Origin of the sequence: Algoriphagus aquatilis (genome assembly GCF_042657405.1) — a bacterium.
GTDB lineage: Bacteria > Bacteroidota > Bacteroidia > Cytophagales > Cyclobacteriaceae > Algoriphagus > Algoriphagus aquatilis.
The window spans coordinates 233,874-256,298 of record NZ_JBHSKS010000004.1; the positions used below are offsets into that span (position 1 = coordinate 233,874).

At 40.4% G+C, this 22,425-nt stretch carries 22 protein-coding genes and 2 tRNA genes; 10 read left to right on the plus strand and 14 right to left on the minus strand.

What is annotated here, in order from left to right; translation table 11 throughout:
• Positions 1-14: 14 nt before the first annotated feature.
• The 11 genes from ACFPIK_RS07270 to ACFPIK_RS07320 all read right to left on the minus strand — a co-directional run bounded on the left by ACFPIK_RS07270 (position 15) and on the right by ACFPIK_RS07320 (position 12,331).
• The gene (locus ACFPIK_RS07270; RefSeq protein WP_377913726.1) at positions 15-2,420 is read right to left on the minus strand and encodes a 3-hydroxyacyl-CoA dehydrogenase/enoyl-CoA hydratase family protein; all 2,406 of its coding nucleotides are present in this window, start codon (positions 2,418-2,420) and stop codon (positions 15-17) included.
• A 44-nt stretch (positions 2,421-2,464) separates the two neighbouring features.
• Positions 2,465-2,926, minus strand: coding sequence for a MarR family winged helix-turn-helix transcriptional regulator (locus ACFPIK_RS07275; protein WP_377913728.1), 462 nt, complete (start codon positions 2,924-2,926; stop codon positions 2,465-2,467).
• A 251-nt stretch (positions 2,927-3,177) separates the two neighbouring features.
• A complete protein-coding gene (locus tag ACFPIK_RS07280; protein WP_377913730.1) occupies positions 3,178-4,926 on the minus strand; it encodes an AMP-dependent synthetase/ligase in 1,749 nt (582 codons plus the stop codon).
• A 479-nt stretch (positions 4,927-5,405) separates the two neighbouring features.
• The gene (locus ACFPIK_RS07285) at positions 5,406-7,067 is read right to left on the minus strand and encodes an Ig-like domain-containing domain (protein WP_377913732.1); all 1,662 of its coding nucleotides are present in this window, start codon (positions 7,065-7,067) and stop codon (positions 5,406-5,408) included.
• Positions 7,064-7,957, minus strand: a complete 894-nt coding sequence (locus ACFPIK_RS07290) for a class I SAM-dependent methyltransferase (protein ID WP_377913734.1) — start codon at positions 7,955-7,957, stop codon at positions 7,064-7,066. Before ACFPIK_RS07290 ends, ACFPIK_RS07285 begins: the two co-directional genes overlap by 4 nt.
• Position 7,958: 1 nt before the next feature.
• Positions 7,959-9,824: a tRNA uridine-5-carboxymethylaminomethyl(34) synthesis enzyme MnmG gene (gene mnmG, locus ACFPIK_RS07295; RefSeq protein WP_377913736.1), complete on the minus strand. Its 1,866-nt coding sequence runs from the start codon at positions 9,822-9,824 to the stop codon at positions 7,959-7,961.
• Between the two features lie 74 nt (positions 9,825-9,898).
• The gene (gene ybeY, locus ACFPIK_RS07300; RefSeq protein WP_377913738.1) at positions 9,899-10,324 is read right to left on the minus strand and encodes an rRNA maturation RNase YbeY; all 426 of its coding nucleotides are present in this window, start codon (positions 10,322-10,324) and stop codon (positions 9,899-9,901) included.
• 3 nt (positions 10,325-10,327) lie between these two features.
• A complete protein-coding gene (locus ACFPIK_RS07305; RefSeq protein ID WP_377913740.1) occupies positions 10,328-10,729 on the minus strand; it encodes an ATP-binding protein in 402 nt (133 codons plus the stop codon).
• A gap of 39 nt (positions 10,730-10,768) precedes the next feature.
• Positions 10,769-11,530: an exodeoxyribonuclease III gene (locus ACFPIK_RS07310; protein WP_377913742.1), complete on the minus strand. Its 762-nt coding sequence runs from the start codon at positions 11,528-11,530 to the stop codon at positions 10,769-10,771.
• Between the two features lie 91 nt (positions 11,531-11,621).
• Positions 11,622-11,981 (minus strand): hypothetical protein, encoded by a 360-nt coding sequence (locus tag ACFPIK_RS07315; protein ID WP_377913744.1) that lies wholly within the window; start codon positions 11,979-11,981, stop codon positions 11,622-11,624.
• 5 nt (positions 11,982-11,986) lie between these two features.
• On the minus strand, positions 11,987-12,331 hold the full coding sequence (locus tag ACFPIK_RS07320; protein WP_111391457.1) for a carboxymuconolactone decarboxylase family protein: 345 nt from the start codon (positions 12,329-12,331) through the stop codon (positions 11,987-11,989).
• Positions 12,332-12,412: 81 nt separating this feature from the next.
• Here ACFPIK_RS07320 and ACFPIK_RS07325 point away from each other — a divergent pair, with 81 nt between their 5' ends.
• Genes ACFPIK_RS07325 through ACFPIK_RS07345 form a run of 5 tightly spaced genes read left to right on the plus strand, consistent with a single transcriptional unit; the run spans position 12,413 to position 15,526 of the window.
• Entirely contained in the window at positions 12,413-13,108 is a 696-nt protein-coding gene (locus ACFPIK_RS07325) for a ComF family protein (protein WP_377913747.1), read from the plus strand.
• A gap of 9 nt (positions 13,109-13,117) precedes the next feature.
• On the plus strand, positions 13,118-13,657 hold the full coding sequence (locus ACFPIK_RS07330) for a YfiT family bacillithiol transferase (protein WP_377913749.1): 540 nt from the start codon (positions 13,118-13,120) through the stop codon (positions 13,655-13,657).
• 13 nt (positions 13,658-13,670) lie between these two features.
• Positions 13,671-14,429 (plus strand): SDR family NAD(P)-dependent oxidoreductase, encoded by a 759-nt coding sequence (locus tag ACFPIK_RS07335; RefSeq protein WP_377913751.1) that lies wholly within the window; start codon positions 13,671-13,673, stop codon positions 14,427-14,429.
• Positions 14,430-14,480: 51 nt separating this feature from the next.
• Positions 14,481-15,068, plus strand: a complete 588-nt coding sequence (locus ACFPIK_RS07340) for a hypothetical protein (protein WP_377913753.1) — start codon at positions 14,481-14,483, stop codon at positions 15,066-15,068.
• On the plus strand, positions 15,068-15,526 hold the full coding sequence (locus tag ACFPIK_RS07345; RefSeq protein ID WP_377913755.1) for a PaaI family thioesterase: 459 nt from the start codon (positions 15,068-15,070) through the stop codon (positions 15,524-15,526). The genes ACFPIK_RS07340 and ACFPIK_RS07345 overlap by 1 nt, the downstream gene beginning before the upstream one ends.
• A gap of 24 nt (positions 15,527-15,550) precedes the next feature.
• On the opposite strand, the gene ACFPIK_RS07350 is transcribed toward ACFPIK_RS07345, so the two are convergent.
• Positions 15,551-16,087 (minus strand): RNA methyltransferase, encoded by a 537-nt coding sequence (locus tag ACFPIK_RS07350; protein ID WP_377913757.1) that lies wholly within the window; start codon positions 16,085-16,087, stop codon positions 15,551-15,553.
• Between the two features lie 79 nt (positions 16,088-16,166).
• Between ACFPIK_RS07350 and mutS the strand changes: the two genes are divergently transcribed.
• The 4 genes from mutS to ACFPIK_RS07370 all read left to right on the plus strand — a co-directional run bounded on the left by mutS (position 16,167) and on the right by ACFPIK_RS07370 (position 19,999).
• Positions 16,167-18,770 carry a DNA mismatch repair protein MutS gene (mutS, locus tag ACFPIK_RS07355; RefSeq protein WP_377913759.1) on the plus strand — a complete coding sequence of 868 codons (2,604 nt, stop codon included), beginning with the start codon at positions 16,167-16,169 and terminating at the stop codon, positions 18,768-18,770.
• Positions 18,771-18,974: 204 nt separating this feature from the next.
• Positions 18,975-19,628 carry a LuxR C-terminal-related transcriptional regulator gene (locus tag ACFPIK_RS07360; protein WP_377913761.1) on the plus strand — a complete coding sequence of 218 codons (654 nt, stop codon included), beginning with the start codon at positions 18,975-18,977 and terminating at the stop codon, positions 19,626-19,628.
• A 130-nt stretch (positions 19,629-19,758) separates the two neighbouring features.
• A tRNA-Gly gene (locus ACFPIK_RS07365) sits at positions 19,759-19,831 on the plus strand.
• Between the two features lie 83 nt (positions 19,832-19,914).
• Positions 19,915-19,999, plus strand: a tRNA-Leu gene (locus tag ACFPIK_RS07370).
• A gap of 97 nt (positions 20,000-20,096) precedes the next feature.
• On the opposite strand, the gene ACFPIK_RS07375 is transcribed toward ACFPIK_RS07370, so the two are convergent.
• Complete coding sequence (locus tag ACFPIK_RS07375) at positions 20,097-20,564, minus strand: pyrophosphohydrolase domain-containing protein (protein ID WP_377913763.1); 468 nt, start codon at positions 20,562-20,564, stop codon at positions 20,097-20,099.
• Between the two features lie 76 nt (positions 20,565-20,640).
• Positions 20,641-21,396, minus strand: a complete 756-nt coding sequence (locus tag ACFPIK_RS07380) for a superoxide dismutase (protein ID WP_377913765.1) — start codon at positions 21,394-21,396, stop codon at positions 20,641-20,643.
• Positions 21,397-21,583: 187 nt separating this feature from the next.
• Here ACFPIK_RS07380 and dapF point away from each other — a divergent pair, with 187 nt between their 5' ends.
• Complete coding sequence (dapF, locus tag ACFPIK_RS07385; RefSeq protein ID WP_377913767.1) at positions 21,584-22,357, plus strand: diaminopimelate epimerase; 774 nt, start codon at positions 21,584-21,586, stop codon at positions 22,355-22,357.
• The last annotated feature ends 68 nt before the right edge of the window (positions 22,358-22,425 follow it).

Consider the following 22,425-nt stretch of genomic DNA (forward strand, 5'->3'; position numbering starts at 1 on the left):
ACTAGATACTTTACTTAGTTTCTAAGCGGTTTTCCTTTAAACAAGATGCTATGGATTCGTTCTAGCGTCTTTTGCTCGCCAGTCAAACTCAAAAAAGCTTCGCGCTCCAAATCCAGCAAATATTGCTCTGACACCTCTGTCGTGGAAGAAAGGTCTCCTCCGGACATCACCCAAGCCAGTTTTCTGGCGATCTTCGCATCGTGTGCTGAGATGTAATTTCCATAAATCATACCTGTGATACCTGCTTCAAAATAGGCCAAGGATGTTTTTCCCAATACCTTAATGTTCGTCTGCTGTGCAGGCTGTGTATAACCCAGATCGGAGAGAGATAGCACTTTGGCCTTGGCATCTGCCAATTGTCTTTTTCGGTTGAGGGAAATCCCGTCTTGAGTCCTTAGATATCCCAATGCTCTTGCTTCTTCCGCTGAGGTAGAAACTTTCGCAGTAGCGATATTCATGAAATACTCCTGAAGCTGATTGAGCTCCACATCTCCGGCAATAACTCCATTGGCAAATCGACGAGTCATTTCCTTGGTTCCACCACCGGCAGGAATCAATCCTACGCCAACTTCGACCAAGCCCATGTACAGTTCGGCGTGCGCCTGAATGTGGTCTGCATGAAGAGAAAGTTCACATCCACCACCTAAAGCCATATTGTGAGGAGCAACTACGACTGGCACGGAAGAGTATCGCGCCCGCATCATGGTGTTCTGGAATTGGGCGATCATCAGGTTGATTTCATCAAACTCCTGGTCTCCGGCAAACATGAACAGCATGGCCAAGTTGGCACCCGCGGAGAAGTTTCCTCCTTCGTTGCCGATAACCAATCCTTTGTAGGACTTTTCCGCCATTCCGATTGCGGTATTGATGCCTTCGATCACTTCGGCGCCCATGGAGTTCATTTTGGTATGGAATTCCAATCCGATCACTTCATCACCCATGTCGTAAATCGTGGATCCGGCATTTCCCCAAACTTTTTTGCCGGCAGATTTGAGTGTGTCTAGGATGATGAAATCTTCGATTCCCGGAATTTCTACATAAGACTTGGAAGGGATGTCGTAATACTTTCTCTTTCCGTTTTCCACTTTGTAGAAGGATTCATGGCCTGCGGCAAGCATTTCATGAACCCACGGCGCAGCCTTTTCACCGGCGGCTTCCATTTTTCCAACTGTTTCCTCTACTCCCAAGACATCCCATGTTTCAAAAGGTCCGAGTTCCCATCCAAAACCTGCACAAACTGCCTGATCAATGCGATACAATTCGTCAGAAATTTCTGGGATACGGTGTGAGCAATATTTAAACAAATCATAAAAAGATGCTCTGTAAAATTCACCGGCCCGGTCATCAAAATTCACCAAGAACTTGATGCGCTTTTTGAGATCATCGATTTCCTTGGAAGCTTCCAAGGCTTTGAATTTGGGTTTTTCTACCTCCTTATACTCAAAGGTTTTCAGATCCAGTTCTTTCAGTTCTTTGCTACCGTCCTTGTGGCGGATCATTTTGAAATAACCCTGTCCCGATTTATCTCCAAACCACTTGTTGTTATATAGGACTTCGACGATTTTGGGAAGCCTGAATTTGTCTCGGGATTCGTCATGTGGGAGGGCTTTGTATAAGTTGTTGGCGACATTAACGGTGGTATCCAAACCGACCACATCCATAGTTCGGAAAGTAGCTGACTTAGCTCTTCCGATGATCGGACCTGTCAATTTATCGACTTCAGATACACCAAAACCTGCCTTTTCGATCGCGTGCATGCCCGAAATGATCGCGTAAACCCCGATTCGGTTGGCGATAAATGCTGGAGTATCCTTACAAAGCACCGTTTCTTTACCCAAGTACCGATCGCCATAATCCATCAAAAAGTCGATGATCTCTGGTTTTGTCTTTGGTCCTGGAATAATTTCAAGAAGTCTCAAATAGCGCGGAGGGTTGAAAAAGTGTGTTCCGGCAAAATGAGTCTGAAAATCTTCCGATCTACCTTCACACATCAGGTGCATGGGAATACCTGAAGTGTTGGAGGAGATCAAGGTTCCCGGTTTACGGTACTTTTCGACTTTTTCATAAAGCTGCTGCTTGATGTCCAGGCGCTCTACGACCACTTCGATTACCCAATCGTAGTCTTTGATTTTGGGAAGATCATCATTGAAGTTTCCTGTGATAATTCGTGACGCATTAGCCTTGTCATAAATAGCAGAAGGATTAGCCTTAAGTGTATTTTGTAAGGCAGAAGTTACAATCCTGTTTCTAACAGCAGGATGCTCCTTGGTGAGTCCTTTCTTTTGTTCCTCCTCGGTGAGTTCGAAAGGAACAATGTCCAACAAAAGCACTTGAACGCCGATGTTTGCGAAATGACAGGCAATTCGTGAGCCCATCACTCCGGAACCTAAAACGGCTACTTTTTTAATGGTTCTGTTCATTTTTTTGGGTTTTTGGTAGTTAAAATCCTTTAGTTGAGTTGGGTTTATATTTCAAATATGGGCTTGTCAATTTCAGTAATTTGTACTTGGTCGATGACGGATTGGATTTTGGAAAAAATTCCAAAAAACACTTCCAACTCTTCTTCACTAACCACTTCCCTGACCATCAGATTAAATTTCATGATAGTCTGGATTGATATTTCTTTTTTGCGTTTTCCTTCTTCTGTGAGAAAGATTCTAACGGAGCGTTTATCCACGGGGTCGGCCTTTTTATAAATCAGGCCCTTTTCTTCCATGGTCTTAAGCATTCTAGTAAGGCTACGCGTCTCCAAACCAATCAACGGAGCAATTTTGGTAGCAGGGGTTCCTTCTTTTGAATTGATATTGATCAGGACAAATCCAATAGCCGTAGTGAAACCTTCCTCAGCAGCTTGCTGATTGTACATGCGGGAGATCGCATGCCAAGCACTTTTAATATGGTAATCGACTGTTTCTTCTCTTTTCATACTTCACCATTCTAAAAATGAGTTGCTCCAAATTAGAGAAATTTTGTATGCATGCATACTATTTTGAAAAAAAGTTATGCATGCATCACAAATTAAAAAGTGTGAAAATGGGAAGTAATAAAATTATCTATTGAATCCGGATTGAAAAATAACGCTATTTGGAATAAATGAACCTTATCATCCAAAATTCGAAAATTAATTTTGAGATTTTTATTAGGTGATTTTTTTGTAAACCAAAAAAAACCAGGCGGTTAAGCCTGGTAAATTTCTTCGATTTGCTGCTGATATTTCTGAGTAATGACTTTTCTCTTCAATTTCATGGTAGGTGTAAGTTCACCGGTATCTATTCCCCAAGGTTTGTCAAGCAATTTGAATCGTTTGATTTGTTCCCACTTTCCAAAATACTTGTTGTAGGAATCAACCTCTATTTGGTACTTCTCTTTAATCTCTGGCTTTTGTACCATTTCTGCATCGGAAGTGTAAGGAATATCCTTTCGCTTGCAATATTCCCGCAATCCATCAAAGCTGGGTACAATCAATGCAGCCGGATAATTACGACCATCACCCACCACTATGAGTTGCTCGATGAGCGGTGATTCTTTGAATTTATTCTCCATCACCTGTGGAGCAATATATTTTCCGCCAGAGGTTTTAAACATCTCCTTCTTACGGTCCGTGATCTTGAGGTAATCTCCATCCAACTCACCTATATCTCCTGTATGAAACCAGCCGTTTTTAAGTACCTCTGCGGTCATTTCAGGTTCCTTGTAATACCCTTGCATGACATTGGGTCCTTTGACCAGAATTTCGCCATCTTCTGCGATTTTTACCTGAACGTCCTTTACGATTTTACCGACATATCCAATTCTGATTTCTTCTTTAGTCCCGATAGAGGCCGTGACTACAGGGGAGGTCTCTGTTAATCCATAACCTTCACAGACACGTATCCCTGCTGCCCAAAAGACTCTGGCTAAGCGAGGCTGAAGTGCAGAAGCACCGGAATTTATTTGCATGATATTACCTCCAAGTGCTTCTCTCCACTTGGAGAAAATGAGCTTATTGGCAAGCTTCAATTGGAAATCATACCATCCACCCATTTCAGTAGAAGGCTCGTATTTCAGACCAAGATCTAATGCCCAAAAGAAAAGCTTTTTCTTAACTCCAGTGAGTTCATAGCCTTTAGCCACTATTTTGTCATACACTTTTTCCAATAGTCTTGGAACCGTGTTGAAAACATGTGGCTGAACTTCTTTTAAATTTTCTCCGATTTTATCCATGTTTTCAGCATAGTAAACCGAATAACCTAAATAAATAAAGCAGAAAGATGCTGTCCTTTCAAAAATGTGACAAAGTGGAAGAAAACTCAGCACTTTGGATACTCCTGGAGGAGGAGACATAATGTGAGACACGGAAATCAAGTTAGAAAGGACATTGGCATGAGTAAGCATGACGCCCTTTGGCTTGCCTGTAGTACCGGAAGTATAAATGATCGTAAATAAATCTTCAGGTTTTACCTTGGACTTGGATTCTTCCAAAGCAGCTAAATCTCCAGATTCCCCTTTTTCTTCTAGAGAAGACCAATGTTCTACAACCTCAAGGTGATCAAAAGAGTAGATCTTTCTGTCCTCGGCTACCTGTGCAGCCTTATCGAAAATGATTTGATCACCAACAAAAATCATTTTTACTTCAGCATGATTGAAGATATAGGCATAATCTTCAGAAGTAATTGTGGGATACATTGGGACTGATATGGCACCGATTTGCTGCAAAGCCAAATCAATGAAATTCCATTCAGGTCTGTTTTCAGAAATGATCGCGACTTTATTGCCTTCGCTTATTCCTTGAGCAAGAAAAGCCAAACTGAGGTTATCGATGATTTTTTTTACTTCCGTAGAAGAATAGGTTCTCCAAACGCCATTATCTTTTCTGGCGAAGGATACTTCTTTGTTGTATTTACTGATTTGATATGGAATCAAATCAAAAAGACGGGTGAGTTGCATGATTTGAATATTTTGGGTTTAGCTGGATAATATTACCAAATCAATAATACAAACACAATGTTTTGATATCCACACAAAACACAGCTCTATATTTTTATTATTTTATTTAATTAAAAAAATTTATTAAGGTTATTAAGGATGTGGATTTGTGGAAAAGTTGGTTCTTTTATTTTACCAACATTATTAAAGCCTTTTCATATTCTATTTAAACAGGTTATTAACCTATTTTCCACATTTAAATCATTGAATTAGTGTGATTTAGAAAAATTCACTTTGTATTGTGGATAGATTGACAAGTTCTTATGTGGTTAAAATAGATGTTGAAAAGATGCTTTCTAGAAGTGGATAAATTAGGAGTTATCCTCAATTTAAAGGCTTGTTACATTTCCATATTGGATAACCCGTGATTTGTGTGAATTAAGCCTAAGTTTCTTGCAAGTTTTGCACACACTTTGGACCTGTTTTCCACATATGTTTTTCTAATTTTTTCCTGTTTTTCTGCTTGCGTTGATGTCTTGATCTTCCAATGTCCATCCTCCTCTGAGGATTATTTCGCTTTTTTCTTCTTCCCCTTTGAAATAAAACACCCGTTCAGCATGTCTTTTTTGGATGAAATTGGAAGGATCCCATCTTTTGTTACCATTCAGATCTTCTATTACTCTGATTTTAAAGGTTCCTGGTTCTACCAGTTTGAATGAATAGTGGTTGCCTTTATCAACATAAATCTCTCTTAGCACTTCATCTTTGTTATCAATCAATTGGACAATAAATGGAGGTCTGGCGTTTAGGATTTGACCTTTAATTTCATCCGCTAGGTTTTCCCTTTTTAGTTTCCTATAGTTGGCTTCTATCTTCTTGTCATTATACTGGCCCTCTATATCGATGAAAGTTGAATCAGCGGCTCTCAGAGTTAATATTTCCTTGGTGATGGAATCCGGGATAATTAGATTTATTTTTAGTAAGTCCATTCTTGAGGAGTCTGAAAAGTTTACCATCTTTTCGTTGATCTTTATAATTGAGGCCGTGTCATATTGAATGTATAAGGAATCGAAGTTTACAGCTTGAATGGGTTTGTTGAATTTTAGCTCTATTTCCAGGTTTTGATAGAAGTTTTTTCCTGAGTTGATACTTGTTTCCAGTTTTTCCGGCTTTCTTTCTGACTCTGGAAATTTTCCCCAAATAAGCGTGTCCTTTTTAAATCCTACAGAATCTAATACACTGATATTGAATGCTATACTATCTTTTACCGCTGTTTTGGAATAAATTCTTATTCTTTTGTCTGATGTAGAAAAGAAATAATTCTTTCCAACATCTTGATTCTTAACACTGCTTTCAATTGGATTCCTGTTCAGTACGATATCAAAGTTTTTTCCTGTTGCAGCTGATCGTATGATTCGGATGGGGGTTAGATCTGCTTTGGATAAATTGAATTGAATACCACTTATGTCTGATTCCAAAAAGATAGTGTCCAACATGAAGTCGTAATCTTCAGATTTTGATTCTCCTTTTAGATTACCGTTTAAATCTCTCCATGCATAGGCTTTATATGAACCGTTCTTTACATTGGATATATTGAAATTTCCTAAGGTATCGACTTGGCCTAGGTAATACGGTTGCGCTGTAAATACGTCTGTGGTATCAGTCAAAGGATAAACTCCAACGAGTACATTTTTGTAATCTTCTTTGTTTTCTGGGTAGTAAAAGTTGATGTTTCCTGATATGTTTAAACTATCAATAGAAGTTCCTGTAGAAAATACGATTTTTAAATTTTCAGCGGGATTTTTTTCTGATAGATCTACTACAGCTTTTTGAAAATCAAATACATAAGTAGTGCTATCTTCAAGATCTTGGTTCAAATTGACAAGGACAGTATTTTTCAATGCTGTAAATTCAATCTTATCCTTATCAATTCTTGGTGTTATTACTACACCTTTGTTGGCGTTTTCTAATGCTACAAATTCATCAAAGGTTAGTTTGATCTGTTCTGGCTTTGTATTTAAAGATTGATCCTTTGGATTGGACTCAATTAACTTTGGGGGATCCTCGTCCCTGGGTCCTCCAGTTGGTGAGCTTTGCTTGGCACAAGAGACCAAAACTGCCTGAATAAAGATGAGAAACAGTAAGGCTTTAATAGACTTCACTTCTTTTGGAAAATAAATATGTTACTGGAATAATCTCCCGGGTTCTTCGCTTGCTGGTTTGATTTCAATCCATTTTTTATTGCTCTGCTGTATTGTCTGATTTGACTTTGATTTGGATTTTGATACTTTTCTGACAGTAAAGACACATAAAAAGAGTCAAAAATCATTGGTTTTATTTCTACCAATGACAATTCGAATTCCTCTTTGAATCGGGTGATTGCTTTGGTGTTGAAGTGGTACAAGTGTCTGGGGACATCCCAACCTGCCCAGAATTTCCCGTAGATTTTCCCATCAAAAGATTCATGATTTGGTACTGCAATAATTAAGTAACCATCTGATTTTAAATGAGATAATAACTTTTTTAGGGTTTTCCTTAAATCATGGATGTGTTCTAGTACATGGAAAAGAGTGATTACGTCAAAAACATTTTCTTTTTTTAGCTCATCTATTGAAGGATAGACTCTATTTCCAAGTTTTTTAATTGCTTGATTTCTAGCTTTATCATTAGGTTCTATTCCAGTTACTTTCCATAGGTTAATTCTTGCTTCGTTTAATAGCTCTCCTGTTCCACACCCATAATCAAGTAGTTTACCTTCTTCCTCATATTGCTCGATCAATTCGATTTTTTTTGAGGTACTGTAATTTCTCACTCTTTGATAAATCCAGTGAGTAAGGTTTCTGGAATTATCCTGATGAGAGTAATACTCTGGGAAGTCATAATAAGGGGCAATCTCTTCAGATGTTGGTCTTGGATTTGTAAACAAAAGGTCACACTCCGTGCACTTGGAGAGCAGGAATGATTCCTTTGTCACAGCGTAATCTGTTATCTCTATTTGGTTAAGAAAATGCCCACTTTTGCAGAGTGGGCATTTGGTCAATCTTTCAGGCATTTTATCTTCCTAGGTATACTGTCAATATTGATAAATCAGCTGGTGATACGCCACTGATTCTAGAAGCTTGTCCCATTGTTTCTGGACGGATTTTGTTGAGTTTTTGTCTTGCTTCATTTGATAAAGCGGTAATCGCCAAATAGTCAAATTTTGGAGGAATTCTGAAATTTTCCATGTTGGAAAGTTTCTCTACCATTTGTTTTTCCTTATCCAGATAGCTATCGTACTTGATTTGTACTTCAGCCTGTTCAAGCACCTCTTTGGAATATTTTTCAAGATATGCCTTTAAGTCTGCATGAATTGTTTTCAATTCTTCCATGCCTACTTGAGGACGCTTGAGAAGTTTCTCTGCACTTATCTTTTCAGTGATTGTAGCTGTTTCAATTTCTGTCAACCCTTGATTGATTTCCTCTGGTGCAAATCGTTTTTGCTTTAGGTCATTGATCAGTTTAGCTGTTTCAGATTTTTTATTCAACATCTTTTGATGCCTTTCTTCATCTGCTAAGCCAATTTTGAACCCTAAATCTGTTAGTCTTAGGTCTGCATTGTCTTGTCTCAGTAATAATCTAAACTCGGCTCTAGAGGTAAACATTCGATACGGTTCTTCAGTCCCTTTATTAATAAGGTCATCGATCAGTACTCCTATGTATGCTTCCGATCTTTGAAGAACAAAAGGATCTTTTTCTTGGACTTTAAGGCTGGCATTGATACCTGCCATTAGCCCTTGACATGCGGCCTCCTCGTAACCGGTAGTACCGTTGATTTGTCCAGCAAAGTATAAGTTTTCGATTAAATGTGTCTCGAGAGTTAGTTTCAGTTGAGTTGGTGGAAAAAAATCATATTCAATCGCATATCCTGGACGGAACATTTTGGCATTTTCAAATCCCGGAATTTGTCTGAGAGCTTTGTATTGTACGTCTTCTGGAAGTGAGGTAGAAAATCCATTCACATAAATTTCTACTGTATTCCAACCTTCTGGTTCGACGAAAATTTGATGTCTTTCTCTTTCAGCAAACCGGTTGATTTTATCTTCAATACTAGGACAATACCGTGGTCCTAATCCCTGAATTCTTCCATTGAACATTGGTGACCTATCAAATCCTGTTTCCAAGGTTTGATGAACTTCCTTATTTGTATAAGTAATCCAACAGCTTCTTTGGGTTTGCAGTGGTCTTGTAATATCTAGATAGGAGAATTTTTCTGGTTTATCGTCGCCAAGTTGTTCTTCCATCTTGGAATAATCCAGACTTCGGCCATCTACTCTTGGGGGTGTCCCTGTTTTCATTCGTCCTGCTTCAAAGCCTAGCTGAACCAGTTGTTCAGTAATACCTTTAGCAGCGGATTCGCCTGTTCTGCCTCCTCCAAATTGTTTTTCTCCGATATGAATCACTCCATTTAAGAAAGTCCCATTGGTGAGTACTACAGCTTCAGATTCGATTTCTATTCCAATTCCAGTTTTAACTCCACTTACCCTGCCATCTCTTACCAACAAACCGCTGATCATTTCCTGCCAAAAATCCACATTGGGTGTTTGTTCTAGGGCGAGTCTCCATTCCTCAGCAAAGCGCATTCGATCATTCTGTGTTCTTGGAGACCACATGGCTGGGCCTTTTGATCGATTAAGCATGCGGAATTGGATCATCGATTTGTCAGATATAATACCCGACATGCCGCCTAGGGCATCTATTTCTCGGACGATCTGTCCTTTGGCTACGCCTCCCATTGCAGGATTACAGGACATTTGCGCAATGGTATTCATGTTCATGGTGCATAGAAGCACTTTTGAACCCATTTTTGCAGCGGCATGAGCGGCCTCACATCCAGCATGTCCTGCACCTACTACTATGACATCATATTTTGGGAACATGATTTTCTATTGATGGTGTTTCACGTGAAACAGGTAATTACTCAAAGAAGAAACAACTGTTTCACGTGGAACTATTATAATGTTTGAAATAATTCTATTGCAAAAGCTTCTTTATTTCTCATTACTTCTGCGTCAGTTTTGGTTTTGTCTTTATATCCCATTAGGTGAAAGAGTCCATGAGAAATAACTCTGCTAAGCTCTGAACTTTCTTCCTGATTAAGTTTTTGAGCATTTTCCTTTATTCTGTCTATACTGACAAAAATATCCCCTTCGATTAATTGCTCTTCTTCTGAGTTGTCAAACGTGATGATATCTGTATAGGTGTGATGATTGAGATAGTCCACATTGATTTGATAGAGGTATTCATCAGAACAAAAGATGTAATTCAGCTCTCCGATCTTGAAATTTTCTGATTGAGCGATTTGCTTCAACCAGTTCTTTCTTTTTTGTTTTTGGGTTAAATCAAATGTGATGTCCTCGGTAAAGAAATTGATTGCCATACCTTAATCCATGTAAAAAGAAAGAACGGTTTTCTTTCCCCCTTCTTCAAACTTCACCTCGTCACTTAGATGCTTGATTAGGAAAATGCCTCTTCCTCCAGTTTTTTCTATGTTTTCTGGTTCTGTAGGATCCGGTAAAAGAGCTAGATCAAAACCGTCTCCTTCATCTTCTATGATAAATTTGAGCTGATCATCTTCCATTCGGAGTTCCAAATGAACCAGTTTGTTTTTATCATTTTGATTTCCGTGAATAATGGCATTACTAATGCACTCTGTTACTGAAATCATAATGTTCCCATAGATATCATCATTGATTTCGAAGTTTTCCTTGGCGTTGTCAATGAAACTTTCGATAATCTTAATGTTCTCTATCAGAGATGGAATTGAAATTTTTATAGACTTCATCAGAGAAATAATCTATGAGATATAATTTATTGTCTTTTTTTACTCGATTTCCAGTACAATCGGACAATGATCCGAATGCTTTACATCCGACAAAATTACGGCACTTTTCAGTTTGTTTTGCAATTCTCTGGTAGCCATGTGGTAATCTATTCGCCATCCGATATTTTTAGCACGGGAATTAGCCCTAAAACTCCACCAGGTATATTGATGAGGTGCGGGATTGAAGTGCCTGAAAGTGTCTATAAATCCTGAATCAGTAAACCTGTCCATCCATGCCCGCTCTTCAGGAAGGAAGCCAGATGAGTTTTTGTTGGAAATAGGATTGTGGATGTCTATAGGCTTGTGGCAGATATTATAGTCACCACTCAAAATCAGGTTTGGATTTTCTCTTTTCAAATCTTGCATGTAACCATAAACATCATCCAGAAATTCGTATTTGAAATCCTGCCTGATATCGCCTGTGGTACCGGATGGAAAATATGAGGAAATAAATGAGAAGCCATCAAAATCGGCTTTGATCATCCTACCTTCATCATCATATTTATTCAATCCCATCCCATATTTCACCGTTTTTGGTTTGACTTTAGTGAAAATGGCAACACCACTATAGCCCTTCTTCACCGCTGGAAACCAATACAATTCGTAGCCCAAGTCCTGAAAAATGGTTGGGTCTACATCCTTTTCCTGTGCTTTAATTTCTTGTAAACCAATGATATCCGGATTTTCTGCCTTTAGCCAATCCACAAAACCTTTGTTCATGGCAGAACGGATACCGTTCACATTGTATGAGATTAACTTCATGTGGTTATAATCGATTTTTATTGGTCACATGGAATCTCGCATTGATCATATTCCTGTGGTACTTCAGCGTATGTAGAATGCTCGATTTCATTCAAATTTCTATTTGATATTCTTTTTCAAAGTATTCCAATACTTGGAGCTTGAGCAATTTCTCCTGTTCCAGCAAGTCGAAATGTGGCAGTTCATTTACCAGTTTCCAATGCGGCCAACCCTCTTGGTCTACATAGTCTAGTTCATAGAATCCGGCATAACTCAAAACTTTACAAACGGCAATGTGCATCAAGTCCTGCTTTTGCTCTTTGGAAAAGGTACGAGTTCCCTGACCCAATTCTTGTACTCCTATCAAGAAGAGTACGCCATTTAGATCATTGGGTTTTTTACCTATGGTATCCTTAAGCCCGTCCAAAAGCTTTGACCAACGTTTCTCAAGATCCAAATCTCGTTTAAACATACTCTTTATCCTTGATTTTCAAGTTCTTCCCAGTATTCTACGGCTCGGCGCAAATGTGGGATAACTATGGATCCGCCGATAATCATGGCTATAGAAAATACTTCGAAAACTTCTTTTCGCCCCACTCCAGCTTCAAATGATTTACCTAAATGGTACTTGATGCAGTCATCACATCTAAGCACCATGGAACATGCAAGGCCAATCATTTCTTTGGTTTTTACGTCCAATTCTCCTTCTGCATAGGTATTGGTATCCAAATTGAAAAAGCGCTTGATTACCTTGTTGTCTTCAGATAGGATACGCTCGTTCATTTTGGCGCGGTACTCGTTGAATTCCTCTATTAGATTCATTAACTTAAGGATTAAATTCGGTCCAAGGGGTAAATATAAAGCTTATTCTACCCTATGGAGGAAAAACAACACTTTTTACCCATGCGTTTATTTTTCTGGAAAGATTTTTTGGATCTGATCTTCCCTCGCAATTGTCCAATTTGTGGGAAAAGTCTCTTTGACTTTGAGCCCTGTCTTTGTACCATTTGTCAAGGTACTCTTCCAAGGGCCAATTTTCACCTACGTGCGTTTGACAACGAGTTGACATCCAAGCTTAGAGGTTTGATGCCTGTTCATCGCGTGATGGCTTTTATCCGATTTACCAAAAAAGGGAAAAGTCAAAAACTTCTGCACCTTCTTAAGTATCGAAACAAGCCTGAAATCGGTGAGGAAATGGGAAGATTGTTTGGAATTACCCTCACCCAAAATGGCTATTTAGGAGAATGGGACATCATTATTCCAGTACCGCTTCATCCTTTGAAACAAAAGCGAAGAGGGTATAATCAAAGTGAAAAGTTTGCCTATGGCCTTTCTCAAACGCTGAAGATACCTGCCAAAGAAATGCTGGAGCGAAAAAAATTTACAGAAACCCAAACCAAAAAATCCAGACTTCAGCGATTGGAAAATGTGGATGAAGTTTTTGATCTGAAAGAAACAGAAAATGTCAGCGGGCTTCGGATCTTATTGGTTGATGATGTCATAACTACCGGCGCAACGCTTTGTGCCTGTGCCAATGTGCTTTTGGCCTATGGGGCAAAACATGTAGATTTGGCGACCATCGCAGCAGGTGGCCAATGATCAAAAACCATGAGCATAGACATCGAATTTCTAAAATATCCTGTCGGAAAATTTCAGCTTCCAGAAAGTATCGATTCTGAATCCATTACGGAGGCCATTCAAACCTTAAAAAGTTTTCCAGATCTGATTTTTACAGCAGTTAGTCCACTTTCGCTAGAACAACTAGACACCCCCTATCGCCCCGGAGGATGGACTGTGCGTCAGCTTATCCACCATTGTGCTGATAGCCACATGAATGCATTTATCCGCTTCAAACTTGCCTTGACGGAACAAAATCCCACGATTAAACCCTACGAGGAGGCCGAATGGGCTAAGCTTCCGGATTCCAATTTGCCGATCGAACCTTCATTGGCACTGATTGAAGCGATCCATCTTAAATGGGTTACGCTGTTGGATTCTATGAAAGCCGAAGATTTCAAGAAAACTTTTTTTCACCCCGAAAAGCAGAAATCTCAATCCTTAGATGGGGTCACGTTGATGTACGCTTGGCACTCCACCCATCACCTGGCACATGTCCAGCAGTTGGTCTTGAGAAATTTTGACCGGTAAATCCTAAACGCCCATGAATATTTCTCTTAAAAATCAGCGAATCCTCGTAACTGGCGCTTCACGTGGAATCGGCAGGGCTATAGCAAGACAGCTCTCTGAATCTGGCGCTGAGGTAATTATCCATTACAACTCAAATCGTGCTGAGGCGGAAAGTCTGCTAAGCCAACTCAAAAACCCAGCCCATATTGAGGCGTGCGATCTTTCCCAATCTACTGAAGTAGTCGGATTTATTCCCCGATTAGTGGAAAAATATGGGCCTTTGACTGCTTTGGTGAATAATGCAGGCATCTCCCCCATGGCCCCCGACACCTTGCCTACAGGAGAATGGCTACAAATCTGGGAAAAAGTCATGGCGGTCAATTCAACTGCTGTCGGGATTCTAACCAAAGAATTTATAGATCAGGCTAAGCCACAGGAAAATGGACGTATCGTGATGATTTCCTCACGGGCAGCCTTCCGCGGAGATACGCCCGATTACTTAGCTTATGCTGCATCAAAAGGAGCATTGGTGAGTTTAACCCGCTCGATAGCAAGACATTATGGTAAAATAGGAATCAAAGCATTCCTGATTGCACCAGGATTTACACGTACAGATATGGCCAATGATATTTTGGCTGAGTATGGTGAAGACTTTGCACTCAAAGATATTGCACTAAAGGAACTGACTTTGCCTGAAGATATTGCGCCGATGGTCACGTTACTATGTTCAGGATTGGCAGATCATGCAACTGGCACTTCCATCGATATGAACGCAGGATCTTATGTAAGGTAAGTTTATCTAAACCTCTGCCTGAGCTTTAGGTTATTTGGAAAAAGTACTTGCATGCCAACTAGAGATCCAGTCCTTACACCCGAGCTGATCAAAATTCTGAAAATCTTCATTTTTTCCTCTTTTGGGTTGGTTTTGGTCTTTTCTTTCTTCAATACCTACCGGGCAGACAATACGGGTCAAGACAGAACCTTTAAAGTCTCTGATGCAGAAAAATTGTATTTTTTAAATGTCAGATCCATTCATTATGATCGAGAGCTGAGACGTGATGCAGGAATGACGCTTTTTCGACATGGGAAAAGAATGCGGTCTGATTCCCTGCCCACTATTGAACCTATGATCCTTGTCAGTCCGATCAAAGATGAGGCTTATATATTTTTTGAACTTCTCAATGCGGAATATCCAATTTCTCTTTATACACTGTCTGATAAGGATTCCACTTCAGTAGAATTTTCCAATGGAAATAATCAGGATCATTTGAAGTTGATGAACCAGTTAAAACCTTGGATAGAAGCTAATTATCAAATTGTATTGAAAAAAGGGAATCAAAGTTTTCCTCTTTGGTCTACTGAGGAGGAAAAAGAAGTTTTCAAAACCATAGCAGAAGACTATTTTCGGCTGATCAATCAAGCTCACAACTAGTGGAAAACGCAACTACACCCCAACTCGAATTTTTCAAGTCATTTATTGGAAAAACGCTTGACCAAACACCATCAGCTGCAGGCAATTGGCTGGCTGGCGTACTCCTTGATGTAGATAACCATCACATTAAAGTCCAATACGTGGTAAGACCGGAGATGTGCAATCCCGGAAAGATTCTCCATGGAGGTATTGCTTCCTTGATGCTGGATGATGTGATCGGGATGGGAAATTTTGTGGCAGGATCGGAATACCTGATGACGAGTATTAATTTGAATGTGGACTTCCTAGCAGCAGCTCAGATCGGCGAAAAGCTCGAAGTTACCGCCAAGTTGGTTCGCTCGGGATCCAATCTGAATCATTGGGAAGCCATCATCCGAAAGGATACAGGAAAAATCGTAGCAAAAGCAAGTTCCAACCTGATTAAAACTCATGTGAAGCTTTCCGACTTGGGGTACTAAAAATCTTTATCTGTGCCTCTGTGGCTAATCAAATCCCCTCAGCTTCACCATCAAATCCCAAACAGCAATCCCTAAGCTCACCGAGATGTTAAGCGAGTGCTTCGTGCCTAGCTGAGGGATTTCTAGGACGGTATCACAGTTTTTCAGCACATCTTCTTCTACTCCAAAAACTTCATTTCCGAAGACTAACGCATATTTTTTTCCTTTTTCTGGAGCAAAATCATGGAGCATCACGGATCGGTCTACCTGTTCTAATGCACAAATCTGGTATTCTTGAGCTTTCAGTTTTTCAATTGCTTCCACGGTATTCAGGCAATATTCCCACTCCACGGATTCCGTTGCACCGAGCGCTGTTTTTTGGATATCGCGGTGAGGAGGAGTGCCAGTGATGCCGCAGAGGTAGATTTTATTGATTCGAAATGCATCCGCCGTTCGAAAAGCTGATCCGACATTGTTTAGGCTACGGATATTGTCTAGCACAATGGCAATTGGTGATTTTTCGGTGTTTCTAAATTCCTCGACAGATAATCGGTCAAGATCTTCCATGCTTAATTTCTTCATCTTTTTTGATCTCCTGCCCTAATCGGCTATTTTCAGGCCATATTCCCGATTCCAAAAGTACGACAATTCCATTTTACCCATGAGCAAATCAAAAGACGGACAGGAAACTCCCCTGATGAAGCAATACAACGCCATCAAGGCCAAGCATCCGGGTGCTTTATTGCTTTTTCGGGTGGGAGATTTTTATGAGACTTTTGGTGAAGATGCCGTCGTAGCAAGCAGAGTGTTGGACATTGTCTTGACCAAGAGAGCGAATGGGGCAGCCTCCCACATCGAGCTGGCAGGCTTTCCTCATCATTCTTTGGACAATTACCTCCCCAAATTGGTCCGAGCAGGTAATCGCGTGGCCATCTGTGATCAGCTTGAAGATCCAAAAATGGTCAAAGGGATTGTCAAACGAGGGGTCACAGAACTGGTTACTCCTGGTCTTTCTTATAATGATCAGGTGCTCGATACCCGCAAAAACAATTACCTCGCTTCGATTCATTTCGGAAAAGAAAAGCATGGAATCGCTTTCTTGGACGTTTCCACAGGGGAATTCATGTGTGCTGAAGGAAACGCTGCCTACGTCGAAAAGCTCTTGCAAAGCTTCGCTCCTTCTGAACTCATTTTCTCAAAAGCAGCAAAAAAAACCGCTGCCGACCTGATCAAAAATGACTTTATTACTTTCCATTGCGAAGACTGGGTCTATCAGTTTGACTTTACATACGAAAAGCTAAAGAATCACTTTGGTACTGCTAACCTGAAAGGATTTGGTATTGAGGAATTGGAGTCTGGAATAGTGGCTGCGGGAGCGATTCTCTTTTATTTGGAAGAAACCGAGCATCGTGAGGTTCAGCATATTTCATCCATTTCCAGGATTGCGGAGGAAAAATACGTGTGGTTGGACAAGTTTACCATTCGTAATCTTGAGCTGGTATATCCTCAGCACGAAGGAGGAGTGCCATTGATCCATATCCTAGATCAGACCGTGACGCCGATGGGATCTCGGATGATGAAAAAGTGGATGGTTCTTCCCTTGAAGGAAAAACAGCCCATCGAAGAAAGGCTTAATGTGGTAGATTTTTTCTACCAAAACTCTACTCTGATCGAAGAGATCCTAGGTCCACTTCGACATATCGGGGATTTGGAGCGATTGATCTCCAAAGTGGTCGTCGGTAGAGCCAATCCAAGGGAAATGAATCAGATCAAGCGGGCACTGAAGTCCACGCTTCCTATCAAGGAATTGCTGAAAAATCAGTCAAATCCGACGCTAAAGCGACTTTCGGATCAGATTCACCCCTGTGAATTTTTGCTGGAAAAGATTGAAGGTGAACTTCAAGAGGATGCACCGATGCTGGTTCATCAGGGAGGGGTGATCAAAGACGGGGTCGATTCTGAATTGGATGAATACAGAGGCTTGGCGAATAAAGGCAAAGATTTCTTGGTGCAAATCCAACATCGCGAGGTCCAGAATACAGGAATTTCTTCTCTCAAAATATCATACAATAAAGTCTTTGGGTACTACCTCGAAGTGACTCATGCCCACAAGGATAAAGTTCCTGCGGAGTGGATCCGAAAGCAGACTTTGGTCAATGCAGAGCGGTACATTACGCCAGAGTTGAAGGACTATGAAGAGAAAATCCTCAATGCGGAAGAGCGAATGATTGCTTTGGAGCAGAAGTATTTCCAAGAATTGGTACAAGAAGCAGCACAATATGTGACTCAAATCCAGCAAAATGCTAGAGTTCTAGGCACCTTGGATGCCTTGCTTTCCTTTGCAAAAGTTGCACTTAGCAATGGGTATAACCGACCAAAAATCTCAGATACAGAAACCCTTGAAATCAAGGATGGTCGACACCCTGTGATCGAGAAGCAGCTGCCTGTAGGCGAGCATTATGTGCCGAATGACATTTACTTAGATCATGACAGTCAGCAGATCATGATCATAACCGGTCCCAATATGGCAGGTAAGTCAGCTCTTTTGAGACAGACAGCCTTGATCGTGCTTATGGCTCAGATGGGAAGCTTTGTACCGGCGTCATTTGCACGAGTCGGAATCATTGACAAAGTCTTCACCCGTGTAGGGGCTTCAGACAACCTTTCCAAGGGAGAATCCACCTTCATGGTAGAAATGACCGAGACTGCTAGTATTTTGAATAATCTTTCAGATCGAAGCTTGGTACTGATGGATGAGATTGGTAGGGGCACATCTACTTATGATGGGATATCCATAGCATGGTCTATTGTGGAGTTTCTTCACAATCATCCAACTTTCAAAGCCAAGACGCTTTTTGCCACCCATTACCATGAGTTGAATCAATTGGCCAGTGATTTTCCAAGAATCAAAAACTTCAATGTGGCGGTAAAAGAGGTAGGGAATAAAGTGATTTTCATGCGGAAACTGAAGGAAGGTGGTAGCGAACACAGTTTTGGTATTCATGTCGCTCAGATGGCCGGTATGCCCAATCCTGTTGTCTTGAGAGCCGCCGAAATCATGGGGCATTTGGAAAAGGATAAGGCGTTAAAGGAAAAAAAGGAAACCTTTAAAACCGTTCCTAAAAATAATTTCCAGTTGAGTCTTTTTGAGATGGACCCCAAACTGACTGAAGCAAAGAAACTTATTGATGAATTGGATATCAATACTATTTCTCCCATTGAAGCATTATTGAAATTGCATGAAATCAAAAAGAAAATGGAATAGTGAATATTATATTATTATTAAATTGACCTAGTCAAAACTCAACACTAGAAGTATTTTTCTATGGATAAGGTATTACTCAAAGACCTTAAAAAGCAGGATAAGTATACCAAGTTTTTTAAAAATTGGAAGGAACAGCAGTTTCAGGGTGAAATTGATGAGCAAAAGCTAAAAGACGAATTATTAGTCCTGAGCAATACGATAGGAATGCGCGAAGAACTCCTTATCGCTTGTTTTGATTATCGCAATTTGAATTTGGCCTTCTTTGCCGGAAATGTTGAAAGCATTACAGGGTTTCCTTCTTCAATGTTTCGTAACAAAGGAATGGAAACATCTTTTGCTATGATTCATCCTGATGATAGACCTGAACTATTTAATTTTCAGAAAATAGTTTTCGAGGTTTACCATTCATTGAGTATTCCAGAAAGGCATACCTTTCAATTTTCTTATACCACAAGATGGGTACATCGCAAAACACAGGAAATCACCTGGGTGACAGCTAAGGTCAGGCCTTATGTGATCGATGAGGCAGGTAATTTCATTATGGATTTGCATATCATCATTCAGTTGTTTACCCCACCCAAGGTGAAAAGCTATGATTGGAACTATTCTTTTACCAAGGATGATGGAAGTAAAATCTTTGTAAGTAAAAATTCACCTGTTGATAAAGAGATAGCCCTAACAGGTAAAGAGCGAGAGATTGTAAATCTTATTTTGGAAGGTAAAGAATCCAAAGAAATTTCCAGCATTCTAAACATCTCACCAAATACGGTAGCTACTCACCGGAAAAACATATTAAAGAAGCTAGGTGCAAGAAACGTCGGCGAAATGGTGAAAATTTTGGTCTCTTATGAGTTCTGAGAATCAGCACTAAACATAAAAATTAATCGATTTTTCAAAAAAATTATTGACTCATGCCTTGCAAAAATATTTTCAGGGTATACCTTTGCATCCACAATTCGCTCAGACGACGGTAAGAGCGCTATTTATTGCGAGAGTAGCTCAGTTGGTAGAGCACGACCTTGCCAAGGTCGGGGTCGCGAGTTCGAATCTCGTCTCTCGCTCAAAAAAGCCCTTGCAAAAGGGCTTTTTCATTTCAGGACATTGTACATTCGATTCTTGAAATCTCTACGGAACGGTAGAGCAAGCCGGGATGGTGGAATAGGTAGACACGCAAGACTTAAAATCTTGTGGCCATATCGGCCGTGCGGGTTCGATTCCCGCTCCTGGTACAGAAGCCCTTCAGAAATGAGGGGCTTTTTGTTTTTCTAACCAAAAAATAAAGCCGGCCTGATCACTCAAACCGGCTTTTGATTGTTGCTTTTGGGCTTATTTCTCCAAGATTCCCTTCAAATCCGCTGGAGAATAATTCACAGACTTAAGCGTCTTGTGATCACCCTCTCGGAATACCAAATATAAATCTCCTTCTTTTTCATAGAAGCAAGGCGTTCCTTTGTCTTCGTAGTGTTTTACGGTTGCTCTGGCCTCTTCTTCTGTTTTGCATGCCTTGCTCATATTGGAGCGCTGCACTTCGTCAAAAAGTGCTTTGAATTTTTCTCCTAAGCCAAATTCCAGAATTGCTCCTGACAATACATACTGTAAATCACATAGCGCGTCGGCTATTTCTACAATGTCTTTGTTTTCGATTGCCTCTTCCAGCTCCTTTAATTCCTCAGACAAAAGTGATACCCGTAGGTTGCATCTCGTCTCGGATGGAATGGTGGGCTCAGGAAGTACAGGATGTTTGAATGTCTGATGAAAAAGGGCGACAGAGGTGAGTGATTTAGGATCTTGCATGATGTTGGAATTCTTAATTCAGGATTGAAATAAAAGAAAAAGACCGGATTTTCCGGCCTTTAGTAGTTTCAATTCTTCAGATCGCTGCTTGGTATCGCTCGGCGACTGCTTTCCAGCTGACTATATTCCAAAAAGCACTCACATAATCTGGTCTCCGGTTCTGATAATTTAGATAATAAGCATGTTCCCATACGTCTAAGCCAAGGATCGGAGTTCCTTTCACTTCTGCAACATCCATCAGCGGATTATCTTGGTTTGGTGTGGAGGAAACGACCAGCTTTTTGTCTGCTGTGACACTAAGCCAAGCCCAACCTGATCCAAATCTGCTTTTTGCAGCGTTTTCAAATTGGGTTACAAATGCTTCATAGGTTCCAAATGATGCAGTGATAGCCTCCATCAGTTTTCCTTCTGGTTTTCCTCCGGCATTGGGAGCCATGATGCTCCAAAAGAGTTCGTGATTGTAATGCCCCCCTCCGTTGTTTCGCATTTTTGGAGTGTATTTGGAGATAATTCCAAGGACGTTTTCCAAGGGCTTTGATGTATCCACACCTTCCTCTTTTGCCGCATCTTTTAGGTTGTTGGCATAGGCAGCGGCATGTTTGGTATAATGAATTTCCATCGTCCGTGCATCGATGTGAGGCTCAAGCGCTGTGTAGCTGTAGGGAAGTGGATTCTGAGAAAACCCAGTTGAGAAGGGAACGCTTTTGGGTACCTCTATTCCTTTTGCCAACAAATCAGTAATGGATGACCCAATGAAGCCCACTGTCAATCCGACTTTTGCTGAGTTAGTTACAAATGATCTTCGGGTTATGTCTGTGTTTTTATTTTTCATTGTCTGTGTATTAAATGCATTTTAAAAACCAACTCAAGAGAGAGATAGTTGCGAAAACTAGAGATATTCTGACGAAAATGGAATGGACAGTCAGACATTAAGTCTGATTTTCTGACAAGTTGGTTAAGTTTGTGATCGTTTGGGGATATGGATAAGTTTTTGTCTTTTCCCCGATATCAAAAACCAAATGGAACTTTCATTTTATAAATACCAAGGAACAGGCAATGACTTTGTCATGATCGACGATCGAGACCAGCGATTTGACGAAAAGAATTTATCCTTGGTACAAAAGCTCTGTGACCGCAAGTTCGGGATAGGGGCGGATGGGTTGATTCTGATCCGAAATCATGCGGAGTTTGATTTTGAAATGATCTATTTCAATGCAGATGGATCTCAAAGCATGTGCGGAAATGGATCTCGATGCGCAGTTGCCTTTTCTGCTTTTTTGGGAATTATCAAAGAAAAAACCCATTTCCTAGCAATAGATGGCTCTCATGAAGCGATTTTGGCAGGTGATCAGGTAGAGTTGATGATGGGAAATGTTTCAGGTATTACCGAAAGTTTGGGAGATTTCTTTGTCAATACCGGTTCGCCTCATCACATCCGTTTTGTAGAGAAGGCAAAAGATTATCCGGTTTTTGATCAAGGAAGAGCAATCCGATATGATGCCTGCTATGCCCCTGCTGGTACCAATGTCAATTTTGTAGAGAAAATCAGTGATCATGAAGTGTTTGTTCGGACCTATGAGCGTGGGGTAGAAAATGAAACGCTTTCCTGCGGTACAGGTGTGACTGCTGCTGCAATTGCATTTGGAGCTCTTCAAAACCAAAATCAAGTAAAAATTAATACCCTAGGTGGAAAATTGTCCGTGAAGTTTCAGCAAGATCAATTAGGCGGATATCGAGATATCTGGCTGATTGGACCAGCTGAACAGGTTTTCAGCGGAAAGATCATCTTATAAACCATTAAAAAACCAGGCCTTCCGTCTAGTGGGCCTTATTATCAATTCTAACAAAAAGGGCTTATTTT